The 14,539-nt window shown below is 46.0% G+C and carries 12 protein-coding genes; 11 read left to right on the forward strand and 1 reads right to left on the reverse strand.

Annotation, left to right across the window (positions count from 1 at the left end):
• The first annotated feature begins 320 nt into the window (after positions 1 to 320).
• The gene (locus ACTO17_RS01415) at positions 321 to 2,054 is read left to right on the forward strand and encodes an ABC transporter ATP-binding protein (RefSeq protein WP_482556615.1); all 1,734 of its coding nucleotides are present in this window, start codon (positions 321 to 323) and stop codon (positions 2,052 to 2,054) included.
• Positions 2,055 to 2,063: 9 nt separating this feature from the next.
• Complete coding sequence (locus ACTO17_RS01420) at positions 2,064 to 3,821, forward strand: ABC transporter ATP-binding protein (protein ID WP_482556616.1); 1,758 nt, start codon at positions 2,064 to 2,066, stop codon at positions 3,819 to 3,821.
• A 98-nt stretch (positions 3,822 to 3,919) separates the two neighbouring features.
• On the opposite strand, the gene ACTO17_RS01425 is transcribed toward ACTO17_RS01420, so the two are convergent.
• Positions 3,920 to 5,098, reverse strand: a complete 1,179-nt coding sequence (locus ACTO17_RS01425) for a DNA polymerase Y family protein (RefSeq protein ID WP_482556664.1) — start codon at positions 5,096 to 5,098, stop codon at positions 3,920 to 3,922.
• Between the two features lie 569 nt (positions 5,099 to 5,667).
• On the opposite strand from ACTO17_RS01425, the gene ACTO17_RS01430 reads away from it, so the two are divergent.
• The 9 genes from ACTO17_RS01430 (at position 5,668) to ACTO17_RS01470 (ending at position 14,490) form a co-directional block, all read left to right on the forward strand.
• Positions 5,668 to 5,970 (forward strand): hypothetical protein, encoded by a 303-nt coding sequence (locus ACTO17_RS01430; protein WP_482556617.1) that lies wholly within the window; start codon positions 5,668 to 5,670, stop codon positions 5,968 to 5,970.
• A gap of 3 nt (positions 5,971 to 5,973) precedes the next feature.
• Entirely contained in the window at positions 5,974 to 6,153 is a 180-nt protein-coding gene (locus ACTO17_RS01435; protein ID WP_482556618.1) for a hypothetical protein, read from the forward strand.
• Complete coding sequence (locus ACTO17_RS01440) at positions 6,150 to 6,551, forward strand: hypothetical protein (RefSeq protein WP_172536776.1); 402 nt, start codon at positions 6,150 to 6,152, stop codon at positions 6,549 to 6,551. Before ACTO17_RS01435 ends, ACTO17_RS01440 begins: the two co-directional genes overlap by 4 nt.
• Before the next feature lie 321 nt (positions 6,552 to 6,872).
• The gene (locus ACTO17_RS01445; protein WP_135991053.1) at positions 6,873 to 7,121 is read left to right on the forward strand and encodes a Veg family protein; all 249 of its coding nucleotides are present in this window, start codon (positions 6,873 to 6,875) and stop codon (positions 7,119 to 7,121) included.
• Positions 7,122 to 7,227: 106 nt separating this feature from the next.
• On the forward strand, positions 7,228 to 8,787 hold the full coding sequence (locus ACTO17_RS01450) for a DUF3794 and LysM peptidoglycan-binding domain-containing protein (RefSeq protein WP_172536775.1): 1,560 nt from the start codon (positions 7,228 to 7,230) through the stop codon (positions 8,785 to 8,787).
• A 190-nt stretch (positions 8,788 to 8,977) separates the two neighbouring features.
• Complete coding sequence (locus ACTO17_RS01455; RefSeq protein WP_482556619.1) at positions 8,978 to 11,341, forward strand: leucine-rich repeat domain-containing protein; 2,364 nt, start codon at positions 8,978 to 8,980, stop codon at positions 11,339 to 11,341.
• A gap of 81 nt (positions 11,342 to 11,422) precedes the next feature.
• A complete protein-coding gene (locus ACTO17_RS01460) occupies positions 11,423 to 12,676 on the forward strand; it encodes a C40 family peptidase (protein ID WP_482556620.1) in 1,254 nt (417 codons plus the stop codon).
• 29 nt (positions 12,677 to 12,705) lie between these two features.
• Positions 12,706 to 13,143, forward strand: a complete 438-nt coding sequence (locus ACTO17_RS01465) for a GatB/YqeY domain-containing protein (RefSeq protein WP_172536772.1) — start codon at positions 12,706 to 12,708, stop codon at positions 13,141 to 13,143.
• A gap of 9 nt (positions 13,144 to 13,152) precedes the next feature.
• Complete coding sequence (locus ACTO17_RS01470) at positions 13,153 to 14,490, forward strand: CCA tRNA nucleotidyltransferase (protein WP_482556621.1); 1,338 nt, start codon at positions 13,153 to 13,155, stop codon at positions 14,488 to 14,490.
• The last annotated feature ends 49 nt before the right edge of the window (positions 14,491 to 14,539 follow it).

The following is a 14,539-nucleotide window of genomic DNA, read 5'->3' on the forward strand; positions in this document are numbered from 1 at the left end:
AAAGCCATTGACAGCATATACCCTGTTGTATATACTGAAAAAGGATTTGATTTTGTGCAGAAAACTGATATCTGAAGCTTAGAGTGTGTTTGAAAAATCATTTCCGCAATCTGGAAAGCATTTTTCAAACACGCTCCAGTATTACAACCAGCAATCTATATTTCGATACACAGGAACTGCCGGAATGCTGCCTGGTTTGTGTGTCAAAGGGCAATCCGGCAGTTCTGTCCGTACCCAAATATAAAAAGTTCGCTGTAATACTGGGCTTCTGCCTGCAAATCACCGCAGTATGAAAAAATAAAAAACAGGGTAAAAAGATTATGAAAAAATTATTGGTTTATTTGAAAGATTACAAAAAAGAAAGCGTTCTTGCACCGTTGTTTAAGATGTTGGAGGCATCTTTTGAGTTGATTGTGCCGTTGGTGGTAACGGCAATCATAGATGTGGGTATTGCGGACAGGAACAGCGGCTACATTTTGAAAATGTGTCTGGTTATGGTGGCATTGGGGCTGATTGGGCTTGTGTGTTCTGTGACAGCCCAGTATTTTGCGGCAAAAGCGGCGGCAGGATTCGGCACCAGGGTGCGTCATCAGTTATTTGCGCATATTCAGACTTTTTCTTTTACAGAAATCGATCAGGCGGGAACCTCTACACTGATTACCCGGATGACCAGCGACATTAACCAGGTGCAGTCCGGCGTTAATATGGTGCTGCGTCTGTTTCTGCGTTCTCCTTTTATTGTGTTTGGATCAATGATTATGGCCTTTACCATTGATGTAAAAGCCGCATTGATTTTTGTTGTTGCAATTCCGCTGCTGTCTCTGGTGGTGTTTGGAGTGATGGCCGTCAGCATTCCCCTTTACCGGAACGTACAGGAACGTCTGGATAAAGTATTGGGCATTACCAGGGAAAATCTCACCGGCGCCCGGGTAATCCGCGCATTTCATAAAGAAGAGGAAGAGAAGGCCAGATTTGAAGAAGGTCTGGAAAGCCTGACTTCCATGCAGAACCATGTGGGAAGAATCAGTGCATTTATGAATCCGGTCACTTTTGTGATTATCAATGGAGCGACAATTTTTCTTTTATATACCGGCGCAGTTCAGGTGGACACCGGAGTTCTGACCCAGGGGGAAGTGGTGGCGCTGGTGAATTATATGTCCCAGATTCTGGTGGAACTGATTAAGCTTGCCGATCTGATTGTAACTATCACCAAAGCAGTGGCCTGCGGGAACCGTGTGGAGTCTGTGTTGGAAATCCAAAGCAGTATGCCGGCAGATGGAGCTGGAAAAAGGACAGGGAGCGAGAGATGTGAGACGAAAATGCCGGCAGTCCAATTTTCCCATGTGGGCTTGACGTATCGGGGAGCCGGCGGAGAGAGTTTGTCGGATATTGACTTTTCGGCGGAGAGAGGGGAAACCATTGGAATTATCGGCGGAACCGGCTCCGGAAAAACATCGCTGGTGCACCTGATTCCCAGGTTTTATGATGTGACCCGGGGAGAGGTATTAATTAATGGAAGAAACGTGAAAGAATACTCTCTGGAAGAGCTGCGGCAGAAGGTGGGAATCGTTATGCAGCGGGCTGTGCTTTTCAAAGGGACTATACGGGAAAATCTCTGCTGGGGGAACCGGGATGCTTCAGAAGAGGAACTGTATCAGGCATTGGAAATTGCCCAGGGAAAGGAAGTCGTGGAAGGAAAAGAGGGCGGATTAGACGCTTTTGTGGAGCAGGGAGGCAAGAACTTTTCCGGCGGACAGAAGCAGAGACTTACCATAGCAAGAGCATTGGCCCGCAAACCGGAAATTCTCATTTTGGACGACAGCGCTTCGGCCCTGGATTATGCCACAGATGCCAGACTGCGCAGAGCCATTCGGGAAATGGAAGGCAGTCCTACGGTATTTATCGTTTCTCAGCGAACCTCTTCCATTCAGCATGCGGATAAGATTCTTGTATTGGAGGACGGTGAAATGGCCGGTATTGGCACCCATCAGCAATTATTGGAAACCTGCAAAGTTTACAGGGAAATCTATGAATCCCAGTATAAGAAGCAGTAGGAGGCAGCCATGAAAGAACAGAGAAAGAAAAAACATCAGACTGAAACATTGAAAAAAGTGTTGAAATATATTGAAAAATATAAGATTTTTCTGATTTTATCGTTATTTTTGGCAGTGGCTGCTGTGGTAGCCAACCTTTACATTCCGGTGGCCACCGGGCATGTGATTGACCATATCCTGGCGCCGGGACAGGTGGAATTCCCGGTGATTTTCCGGCTGTTGGCCAAAATTGGCGTGATTACGGGATTGGCGGCGCTGGCTCAGTGGCTGATGAATGTGTGCAATAACAAGATTACCTACGAAGTGATTCAGGACATTCGAAGAGAAGCGTTTGCCAAAATAGAAGTCCTTCCGTTGAAATTTATTGACGGCCATTCCCATGGAGAACTGGTGAGCCGGGTCATCGCAGATGTGGATCAGTTTGCGGACGGCCTTTTGATGGGATTTTCCCAGTTGTTTACAGGTGTGTTAAGGATTCTCGGCACGCTGCTGTTTATGCTGGCAATCAATGTGAAAATTACGTTAGTGGTGGTGCTGATAACGCCGGTTTCGCTTTTTGTGGCAAGTTTTATTGCCAGAAGGACGTTTTCTATGTTTATACTGCAGTCGGCCACCAGAGGGGAACAGACCGCATTAATTAATGAAATGATAGAGAACCAGAAGGTAGTGCAGGCATTTTCCAAGGAAAAGGATGTATTGAAAACCTTTGATGAAATCAACGGCAGACTGGAAAAAGCGTCTTTGCAGGCAACTTTTTTTTCCTCACTGACCAATCCCTGTACCCGGTTTGTCAACAGTCTGGTATACACTGGAGTGGGGCTGGTAGGAGCGTTTCTGGCCATGAAAAGAGTGCTGACGGTAGGGCAGCTGACCTGTTTTCTCAGCTATGCCAACCAGTATACCAAGCCTTTTAATGAGATTTCCGGAGTGGTGACGGAACTGCAGAATGCGTTGGCCTGTGCGGAGCGGATTTTTCATCTGATTGAAGAAAAACCGCAGATTCCGGAGCCTGAGCATGTGAAAACGCTTACGGACGTCAGGGGAAATGTGGAGTTGGAGCATGTCTGTTTTTCCTACGAACCGGAACAGAAGCTGATTGAGAACTTTAACCTGAGAGTAAAACCGGGGCAGCGGGTAGCCATTGTAGGGCCTACCGGATGTGGGAAAACTACGATTATTAATCTGCTGATGCGGTTTTATGATGTGGATGCGGGCAGCATTCAGGTGGAAGGGCTGGATATTCGGGATGTGACCAGAAGGAGTCTGCGGGAAAGCTATGGAATGGTGCTTCAGGAAACCTGGCTGAAGGCGGGAACTATCCGTGAAAACCTGGTGATGGGCAAACCGGAGGCCACAGAAGAGGAAATGATAACGGCGGCGAAGGCCGCCCATGCCCACAGTTTTATCAAACGTCTGCCTAATGGGTACGATACGGTGATTGGCGAGGAGGGAGGAAGTTTGTCCGCCGGGCAAAAACAGCTTTTGTGCATTGCAAGGGTAATGCTCTGCCTGCCGCCTATGTTGATTCTGGATGAAGCCACATCTTCCATTGACACCAGAACGGAAATGAAGATACAGAATGCATTTGCAAGGATGATGGAGGGGCGCACCAGTTTTATTGTGGCCCACAGGCTTTCTACCATTCAGGAGGCAGATATTATCCTGGTGATGAAGGACGGGCATATTCTGGAGCAGGGCAGCCATGAAGAACTGCTGGGGCAGAAAGGATTTTACTCTGAGCTTTATAACAGCCAGTTCGCGGTTTAGAGAGTTTTTAAATATGCGCTGATACTACAGCGGACCATCGATATTTTGATACACAGGCAATCCGACCGTGCTCGAAATACCGATGGTTCGCTGTAACGCTATACGCCCTTTTTTATCACATCCTTTCCAAACCGTTCCTGAATGGATTTCATGGCTTTTTCTGCCCGCAGTTCTTTCTGGGTTTTGGGCAGTTCAAATAATGTCATCTGAACGGGTTCCGGCTCGTCCGTCAGCTTGGAGGTCCGCACTCCAAGAAGGCGGATAGGCTCTCCGTTCCACAGTTCATCAAACAGCAGGCAGGCATGGCGGTACAGAATTTCTTCCTCATCTGTGGCGGCAGGAAGCTGCATCTGGTGGGAGACGCGCACAAAGGAGGCGTACCGGAGCTCTGTGCTGACCATGCCGGCAAGCTGATGATAGCGTTTCAGCCGGGAGGAAACCTGGCGGCAGAGGGCCTGCAGCGTCTTTTTGGCTTCCGGAGCGGTTTGAGCGTCTTTTGCCAGGGTGGTGGAATTCCCCACGCATTTCAGTTCGCTTTCTTCTGTGTGAACCGGAGAATGATCGATGCCGTTGGCAAATTCCCAGATGAGCCGTCCGTGGCTTTTCATATGGCTCTCCAGGATTTTTACATTTGTCCGGGCCAGATCGCCGATGGTTTGGATTTCCATTTTTTCTAAAATAGCGGCGGAGGACTTTCCCACCATAAATAAATCCCGGACTGGAAGCGGCCACATTTTTTCGGGAATTTCTTCGGAGAATAAAGTATGTACACGGTCGGGCTTCTGGAAATCAGAGGCCATTTTTGCAAGAAGCTTATTGGTGGAAATACCGATATTCACGGTGAAGCCAAAGGTATCTCTGACCTTGTCCTTGATGGCCAGGGCAGCGGCAACCGGATTGCCGTAGGGCTTTTCATATCCGGTAAAATCCATATAACATTCATCAATGCTGACCTGTTCAATTCTGGGGCAGAAGGTTATAAGGAGTTCCATCAGCCGTTTGCTGTAGGAACTGTACAGTTTGTGATTGGGAGGAACCAACAGAAGGTTCGGGCATTTTTTCAAAGCATGGGCCACCGGTTCTCCGGTGGAAATATGGTATGCTTTGGCAGGGATGGATTTGGCCAGGACAACGCCGTGGCGGCTGGACATATCGCCGCCGATGATAGACGGGATTTCCCGTAAGTCCAGGGTATCGCCGTTTTTTAAGTTCTCTACTGCAGTCCAGGAGAGGTAGGCGGAGTTAACGTCGATGTGGAAAATTAATGTCTGGTTCATAGGATCACCTCGGGGGTTGTGCTGCTTCTCATGGTAAAGACCATCAGGGCTTTTCATGGTAAAGACCATCAGGGCTCCTCCCGGCGTGGGAGGAAGAGAAGAGAGGAAGGGGAATGAGCCGGGTCCCTCCTCATGGTAAAGTATATCACACATCCGTTCGGGGTGGAAGCGGATATTTGAAGGAATAAAATGATTGTAAATTTAGGGAAAATGGCATATAATAAAAGAAAATTACAAGGCGAATGACTGGAGGGGAATCAGATGAAGGAAAATATAAAATGGTGTGATTTGAGGATTACGCTGCCGTTTGTGATAGGGTAGTTATCTGAGAAAAAAGTATCGGCAATCCTTAAAAATTTAAGAGAAGGCCATTTTGAAAATGCAAAACCTGTTATGGCGGAGTTTAACGTGGCGGCCATATCATTGGTGGATGGGAAAAAAATCTTTTGATTGAGCCGCAGCAAATTACTTTTATTTCGCATTTGGAGAATGGATTTAATATAGAAGAGATACAGTGTCAATTCTCGTCTGTTTTGAATGCATTATTCATTGATGATGAGAATCAGTATTTGTTTAACATTGAAGGAATATCAGAGACGGAAAATTCTCATGAAGAGAGCAAGGAATTTTATGAGAAAAAATATGTGCCGCTGGATGATGAGATTTGCGGTGTGGGATATCGCTTTCTCGTGAATGACGGGAGGATGTTTGGTGAATTTAAGATAGAACCGCTGGTATCTGATAAGAGTAAGTATTATTATCAATGGATACTGAACAAGTCGGAAAAAGGAACCATTAAAGACATGCTGCATGATGTGCAGTGCAAGATGGATAAAGAGCGAGACGGATGTTTCAGCGTGATAAGGAGATAAAATATGAAGAGGCTTACTTTGCCAAAGGAGAAAACGGGATATGTTCCTATGGGAATTTATGGTTATCCGCAGGCAGAACGGAAGGAAGCTTTTTTAAAAATGTTTTCTTCTATTGAGGAGGAGCCCGCAATTAATGAGAAAAGGATGGAAAATCTTAAAGAACTCAGGGGGGATTACCGTTGAATCAGGCATCAATATTTACATTAGAAAAACGTGGGAATGCTTATAAAGATTTTGACAGTTTTCCATCCGATCTGTATGTTGATACAAGCGCATGGATTGCAGCTTATAATGGGAGTCTTTCTTATAATCCAGTGAAGGGCTTTATGAGTGACTGCCTGAATAATAATACGACATTGTATCATTCAGAAATGATTTTATCTGAAGTAGTCCATGTGAACGAAAAGGCTTATTATGATCAGTATGCGAAAGACTATTTATCGCAAGCCAGAGAAAACGGGAAAGTAAATCAGAAAAAACTGAAGAAGTTAATTACTTGTGCACATCCGGAAATGTTCTTGGCGTCAATGATGCAAAGCATGTCTATATTGCAAGGCAGTATGGAATTAATTCATTTCTGACGGCAGACGGAGATTTTATTGCTTTGGATAATGATAACATTTATGTGCCGCAGAGTGAAAAATATATCAGAGAAAAAATTGGAAGAAATAATATTTATCTGAAGTTTAACCCGAACCAATATTAATCTGGACTGGAAGTTTTCTGTCGAAATTTATCTCATATTTCCCTTTGACAATATTTTAACACGGTGGTATACTAAACAAGTGTTACCAGAGCAGAAAGCAGCAGGTATTGTTCTGGAACAACCCGGGGACAAAGCTTTGCCCAGGTCAGAACGGCAGATTTGTTCCGGAGAAAGAAATAGAATAGAGGTGGAAAGAATGGCAGTACAGCAGGCAGATATTAACAAAGTACGTGCATCTGTATCAGGGCAGTTGGGCAATAAGGTCATGATTCAGCTGGACAGGGGCCGCAACAGGGTTGACATTCAGGAAGGAGTTATCAAAGGGGCCTACCCATCAGTTTTTACCATTTTGGTAGATGATGACAATGAGAAAAATCCACCGCAGTTACTTTCTTTCAGTTATGCCGATGTGTTGACAAGGGATATCAGAATGAAATTATGCTAATGAAAGTAAGGAATTGTAAATAAGTAACTTTACCGTTCCTAAAATGAATAAAATGCTTCAATCCGGAATAAAATGTACAAATATTCAGGATTGGAGCGTTTTTATTTTGGAATTATCGAAAAAGTATATACATATGAACCGGGAAAAAGGAAAAGCTGTGACGCAGATTACACTGGATGATGATTTTAACGTACCGGACACCAAACCGGATTTGATACGGATTATTCTGGACAAAGGGGAAATCCGGCTGGATGAAACCACCATTACCCAGGATCACGTATGGCTGAAAGGAGTGCTGAAATTTTCCCTGTTGTACCGAAGCGATCAGGAGGAAGGCAGGATTAACAGCATGAACGGGGAAATTCCGTTTCAGGAAAGCCTTGCCATTGATGGGGCCAACGAATATGATACCGCAAAGATGAGTTGGGAAATGGAGGATTTATCCATAGGAATTATCAACTCCAGAAAACTCAGCGTGAAAGCCCTGGTGGTGCTGAAAGCAGTGATAGATGAAATTTATGACGAAGATGTGATTACAGGGGCCGAGCGTGAAGGCGGCATACAGCTTTTAGAAGATAATCTGTCAGCCATGCAGCTCTTTCTGGCCAAGAAAGACACGTACCGGTTTAAGGAAGAAATTGTCCTGCCCTCCAATAAGCCCAATATCCGTCAGGTTTTGTGGAAAAGCGTGCAGCTTCGGAGCGTGGAAATGCGTTTGTTTGACGGGCAGCTGAATATCAAAGGAGAATCTCTGGTGTTTGTGCTCTATGAAAGTGAGGAGGAAGAAGAACATTTACAGTGGATGGAAACAGCCCTGCCTTTTACCGGTATCATTGACTGCCAGGGGTGCAGCGATGATATGGTCTGTGACATTTCCTATGATATTGCAGGGATAGAGCTGGAAGCCAAGCCGGATTACGATGGAGAGGAACGTATGCTTCATTTAGAGTTGGTGCTGGATCTGGATTTGCAGGTGTTTACCGAGGAAGAGGACCGGATTGTGGCAGATTTGTATGCCACCAATGAAAAACTGATGCCGGTGTACCAGGAGTCCGTGTTTGAAAAGCTGCTGCTGCGCAATGCTTCCAAATGCAAAATTGTGGAGAAGATGAATCTGGATAAAAATCAGGAGCCGATTCTGCAAATCTGTGCCAGTGAGGGGAATGCGGTGGTAGAGCAGACGGAAATCGTGGAAGGAGGAATTCAGGTAGAGGGAACGCTTCAGATGAACATTTTGTATGTGACGGCGGACGATCGGATGCCGGTGGCTTCCATGAAGGACATTCTGCCGTTCCATTATCTGATTGAGGTTCCGGGAATTAACGAGAGCTGCCGGTATCATCTGCAGACTGGAATTGATCAGCTTACCACAGTGATGACCGACAGCAGCCAGGTGGAAGTGAAAGCCGTATTAGGTCTGAACTGCATTGTATTTGAACAGCAGAAGGTGCATAAGATTAAGGAGGTGGAACAGGCGCCTCTGAATCTGGAGGAGCTGCAGGAAAGTCCCGGAATTATCGGCTATATCGCCAAGGAGGGAGATAAACTCTGGAATATTGCCAAAGAAAATTATACAACAATTTCAGAAATTGTAACAACGAACCAGCTTCCGTCGGAACAGATCAAAGGAGGGGATAAGATACTGATTATCAAAACGGTGGGTTAAAAGGCTTCTGGATGGATATTGAGAAGCGGGTGGAAAGTCAGGAAGTGAGCTCCTGACTTTTTGCGTGGGGAAATATAGCTTCTCTTTTGGAAATCCTCTTGAAATCTGCCGGTTTCTGACATAAAATATAATAAGTAAGTTTTTAATAAAATGACAGTTTGCTGACAAATGTCAGGCAGGAGGGAAAGTTATGAAGTGGAAACGAATATTAAGCCTTGGGATGGCGGCTGTACTGGTCTGCTCCGGTTTGTGTCAGACGCCGGTTTACGGGCAGGAGATTTCAGAGAGGGCAGGAGGTATTGCGGAAAGTAAGGAGGATTTTGTTCTGGAGAAAGACCCAGGGACAGAAAATTATGTAATTTTAGGTATTTCAGAAAGTGCAAGAGACTGTACGGAAGTACGTATTCCTGCTGAAGTAGATGGGAAAAAGGTGACTGCAGTAGGAAGCAGAGGCAACACAAGAGAGATGTTTGCTGATTGCCCGAACCTGACGAAAGTGACACTGTCGGAGGGAATTGAGAAAATTGAGGACAATGTTTTTATAAACTGTGCAGAACTTACAGAAATTGTTTTACCGGGCAGCTTGAAAAATATCGGGGAGAATACTTTTAGGCAGTGTGAAAAGCTGAAAGAAATAGTATTGCCGGAAGGGATTGAGAGTATCGGAGCAGGCGCATTTTCCAGCTGTGGGGGATTAAAAGAAGCGGTATTGCCGGGAAGTCTGGAGCGGATAGAGAATGGTGCGTTTATTGCCTGTACCAATCTGGAGCATGTAACTCTTTCTGAGGGACTTAAGGAAATCGGACAATTTGCGTTTGCCAAATGTGAAAGTCTGGAATTTCTGGAATTGCCGGATGGCTTAGAAAAGATAGAGTGGACCGCATTTCAGGAGTGCGCCGGTCTGACGGCAGTTAATTTTCCAGATTCGCTAAAGACCATAGCAGGCGGGGCTTTTTCCATGACTAATCTGAAAGAAGTTTCTCTGCCCCAGGGGTTGGAAGCGCCGGATGACAATCCCTTTAAATACTGCAGAAATCTGTCCAAGATTACCATGCGTTCTGCTGACGGGACAGGGACTGATTGTATGGTGGAGAATGATGTGCTGCTGAATAAAGATAAAACCAAATTAATTACTTATCCCGGAGGGAAGCCCGGAGAATATGTAATACCGGATTCAGTCACGACATTTACAATGGGTGCGTTTTATGGCTGCGATGGGTTGACGAAACTGACGATTCCGGCAGGGTTTACAAAAGCAGGCATGGAGTTGGTTCCTTTTGACAGCTGTAAATCAGTTTTGGAATTTGTAGTGGCAGAGGACAATCCTGATCTTAAGTCAAAAGACGGATTTATACTGAATAAAGAGGGAAGTGTGCTTTATGCGTCTCCGAATGGAAGAGAAATGCTGGTAGTTCCGGATGGAGTGGTTACTATGACTTTTGCGGCAGTATACAATCGGGAAGGGAAATATTTGGAAGTACCGTCCAGTGTGAAAGAAATTAAAGGCAATTTGGAGGAGTATCGTGATAAAGGCTTCTGGATGATTGTTTTTCCAGGCAGTTATGCAGAAGATTACGCCGAAAAAAGAAATATTAATTATATTTATAAAGGGGAACCTATCCCAACGCCCACGCCGGGGCCGGAGGAACCAACCGATCCAACCCCGACGCCGGGTCCAGGGGAGCCAACCGACCCAACGCCTACGCCAACCCCGCCGGAGCCGGAACAGCCAACTGATCCAACCCCGACGCCAACTCCGCCTGACGGCGGGAATCAGGGAAACGGCGACCCCAACTGCAACCACACGTATAAGGAAACTGAATTGCGCAAAGCGGACTGCCGGGTAGGCGGAGCAGCAGTCTGTGTCTGTGGAAAATGCGGCCATCGGTATATCAAAAGCACGCCTGCGCTGGGACATGACTATGAGGAGCAGATAGAGAAAAAGGCTTCCTTTAAAAGAAACGGAATTACCCGGGATATCTGTATAATCTGCGGAAAAGAGGGAGAAAAAACCAGCATCAGCGGTGTGGAAAAGGTTAAGCTTTCCACTACGGAATTTGAGTGGAACGGAAGCGTAAATAAGCCCTCTGTTCTGGTCAGGGACAGAGCAGGCAGTGAATTGACAGAAGGAGAAGATTATACCGTAGACTTCTCCGGCTGTAAGGCCGGCGTGGGCAGTTACAATGTGAAGGTAAACTTTCAGGGAGATTATACAGGAACTGTAAACAGAAGCTATAAGGTTTACCCGAAAGCAACCTCGATTACAAAAGTGACAAGAAAATCGAAGGGATTTACCCTGAAATGGAAAAAACAGACGAAAGAGGCTGACGGATACGAGCTTCAGTATTCTACAAGCAAAAATTTCACCAAAAAAACGACTAAGACAGTTCTGGTAAAGAAAACCAAAACCACCAGCAAGACTGTCAGCAAGCTGAAAGCAAATAAGAAATACTATCTCAGAATCCGTACCTATAAGACCGTAAAAATAAACAATAAATCCAGGAAGCTGTATTCTGGCTGGTCTAAGACGAAAGATGTAAAAACGAAAAAATAGCCTGCTATGCGGTTGCTATCGGGGAAAGATGATGTTATAATCAGAGACATACATTGAGAGTCATTCAGAAAGGAGATTTGCATGAGAAGAAAGAGGCTGGTAGCGGCAGTACTGGTGATTGTCATGGGAATGTCACAGTTTTCCGTAGCAATGGCGGACAAGAAATCCGATGCGGAGCAGAAGAAGAAAGAGGCGGAAGCCAACCTGAAGTCGAAACAGGGTGAGATTAACAGAATAGAGGAACAGCAGGAGCAGCTGCGCAGCGAGATTAATGAACTGGACGCAGAACTGGTGAACGTTATGATTGAGCTGTCCACACTGGAAGAAGAACTGGCAGTGAAGGAAGATGAGTTAGAGCAGACGAAAGCGGATTTGGAACAGGCCAAGATCGATGAGCAGAATCAATATGACGCCATGAAGCTGCGGATTCGTTTTATGTACGAAAAAGGAGACACTGCAATGCTGACCAGTCTGCTGGAATCCGGAAGCATTGCGGATCTGCTGAACCGGGTGGAGTACGTCAATGAGGTTTATTCCTATGACAGAGAACTTCTGACAGAATATCAGAATACCAAGGATCAGGTGGCAGCGTTAGAGAAACAGCAGGAAGAAGAGATTCAGGCCCTTGAAGTAAAACATCAGGAATATCAGGTGGCAAGGGAGAATTTCGAGACGACGATTGCGCAGAAGAAAGATGAAGTAGGAGATTTCCAGAATAAACTGGCGGCAGCCCAGGAGCTTGCAGCCAAATATCAGGATACCATCAATGCTCAGAATACCATTATTGCCCAGGAAAATGAGCGGATTGAGCGGGAACGGAGAGAACAGGAGAGAAGAGAACAGGAGCAGCGTGCCGCAGCAGCTGCGGCAGCTGCTGCAAGCAGAGCCAGCAGCAGCTCAAGCGGCAGTACCAGTGATTCTTCCGGCGGCAGCTCTTCGGACAGCGGTTCCGGCGGCGGAGGCAATAAGAATCCTGGCTACAGTACCGGGGTCAGCGGCAGCGCAGTGGTGAACTATGCAATGAATTTTGTAGGGAATCCTTACGTATGGGGCGGCAAAGACCCTAATACCGGAGCGGACTGCAGCGGATTTACCAGTTATGTGTACGCCCATTTCGGAATCAACATTCCAAGCTATTCTTATTCCCAGCGTTCCGTAGGGCAGGAAGTGAGTTATTCCAACGCCCAGGCAGGAGATTTGATTTGCTATGCCGGACATGTGGCAATCTATATGGGGAATGGGCAGATTGTCCATGCCAAGGGAACGGCATACGGAATCGTAGCTTATGACAATGCAACTTACCGGCCGATTATTACAGTGCGCAGAGTGCTGTAGCATATGGAAGAAAGAAGGAAAGACGATATATGGAAATAAAAACATTGCAGAATGATATGATAGCAGCCATGAAGGCTAAGGATAAAGGCAGAAAGGATGCAATTTCCGCACTGGTTTCTGCCGTGAAGAAAGCGGCCATTGATGAGGGCTGCCGGGAGGATATTCCGGAAGCTTTGGTGGACCGGGTGATTTTGAAGGAGTTAAAGACAGCAAAAGAGCAGCTTGACACCTGTCCGGCAGAGCGGACAGATTTGATGGAGGAATATCAGCTTCGGCATGATGTAATCAAAGAATATGCTCCGGCCCTGATGTCCCGGGAGGAAGTGAAATCTTACATCACGGAGAAATTTGCAGAAGTTGTCGCTACAAAGAACAAAGGTCAGATTATGAAAGCGGTTATGGCAGAATTAAAAGGCAAAGCCGATGGAAAAGTAATTAATCAGGTAGTGGCAGATTTATGCAAATAGGAGTTTGATATGACAATACAGTTACCGGAAAAAGTAAAGTTTATAATTGATACACTGTCAGAGGCAGGCTATGAGGCTTATGCGGTGGGAGGCTGCGTGAGGGATTCCATTCTGGGGCGAAAGCCGGAGGACTGGGATATAACCACTTCCGCTTCCCCGAAGCAGGTGAAAATGCTTTTTCCAAGGACTGTAGATACCGGAATCCGGCATGGGACGGTTACCGTACTCTGCGACAGAGAAGGATTTGAAGTGACCACGTACCGGATTGACGGAGAATACGAGGATAAAAGGCATCCTAAGGAGGTTATCTTTACCTCAGATTTAATTGAAGATTTAAAACGCAGGGATTTTACCATCAATGCCATGGCCTATAATGAGCAGAATGGGCTGATTGACGTATTTGACGGAACAGGAGATCTGAACCGAAAGCAGATCCGCTGTGTGGGAAATCCTGCAGAACGCTTTACAGAAGACGCATTGCGGTTAATGCGGGCCGTAAGATTCGCAGCTCAGCTTGGGTTTACGATAGAAGATAAGACCAGGGAAATGATCCCCTGTCTGGCTCAGAATCTTGCCGAAGTCAGTGCGGAACGGATTCAGACAGAGCTGGTTAAGCTGCTGATTTCCGATCATCCGGAAAAAATGCGTACCCTGTATGAAACTGGAATCACCCGTGTGATTCTGCCGGAATTTGATGCAATGATGGCAACGCCTCAGAACAATCAGCATCATTGTTATAATGTGGGAGAACATACCATAGCGGCTCTGACCCACATCCGGAAAGACAAAACGCTCCGGCTGACCATGCTTTTGCATGACGTGGCCAAGCCTTTGTGCAGAAGTGTGGATGAAGAGGGGATCTATCATTTCTACGGACATCCCAAACAGGGGGCAGAGATGGCGAAGGAGATTCTGCAGCGTTTGAAGTTTGATAACGACACCATCGCTGAGGTGACAACCCTGATTACCTGGCACGATCACAGGCCGCTGTTAGAGGAAGCAAATATTCGGCGCGCCGTTCATCAGATTGGAGCAGAACATTTACCGGCTCTTTTTGAAGTGAAGCGTGCGGATACACTGGCCAAAAATCAGTACAAGCGGCAGGAAAAACTGGATTATCTTGCAGAATATCAGCGGATTTACCAGGAGATTATGGAGAAAAACCAATGCCTGACCCTGAAAGAGCTTGCAGTTAAAGGCGGCGATTTGATAGAACTTGGAATGAAGCCCGGCAAAGAGCTTGGGGAAGCATTAGAAAAGATGCTGCAGCACGTATTGAATACGCCGGAGGACAATACCAGAGAAAAGTTGTTAAAACTGCTGAAAACAGACAGAAAATCAGAATAGAATCCAACCCTTTCACATATGATAGAAAGACACAGGAAATAAGCCTGTG

This window comes from Petralouisia sp. (assembly GCF_056822245.1).

Bases quoted from the DNA above. Each gene is read 5' to 3' on its own strand.
- ACTO17_RS01420 (WP_482556616.1), top strand. From the start codon at position 2,064: ATGAAAGAACAGAGAAAGAAAAAACATCAGACTGAAACATTGAAAAAA.
- ACTO17_RS01460 (WP_482556620.1), top strand. From the start codon at position 11,423: ATGAGAAGAAAGAGGCTGGTAGCGGCAGTACTGGTGATTGTCATGGGA.
- ACTO17_RS01455 (WP_482556619.1), top strand. From the start codon at position 8,978: ATGAAGTGGAAACGAATATTAAGCCTTGGGATGGCGGCTGTACTGGTC.
- ACTO17_RS01425 (WP_482556664.1), bottom strand. From the start codon at position 5,098: ATGAACCAGACATTAATTTTCCACATCGACGTTAACTCCGCCTACCTC.
- ACTO17_RS01465 (WP_172536772.1), top strand. From the start codon at position 12,706: ATGGAAATAAAAACATTGCAGAATGATATGATAGCAGCCATGAAGGCT.
- ACTO17_RS01415 (WP_482556615.1), top strand. From the start codon at position 321: ATGAAAAAATTATTGGTTTATTTGAAAGATTACAAAAAAGAAAGCGTT.
- ACTO17_RS01470 (WP_482556621.1), top strand. From the start codon at position 13,153: ATGACAATACAGTTACCGGAAAAAGTAAAGTTTATAATTGATACACTG.
- ACTO17_RS01445 (WP_135991053.1), top strand. From the start codon at position 6,873: ATGGCAGTACAGCAGGCAGATATTAACAAAGTACGTGCATCTGTATCA.
- ACTO17_RS01435 (WP_482556618.1), top strand. From the start codon at position 5,974: ATGAAGAGGCTTACTTTGCCAAAGGAGAAAACGGGATATGTTCCTATG.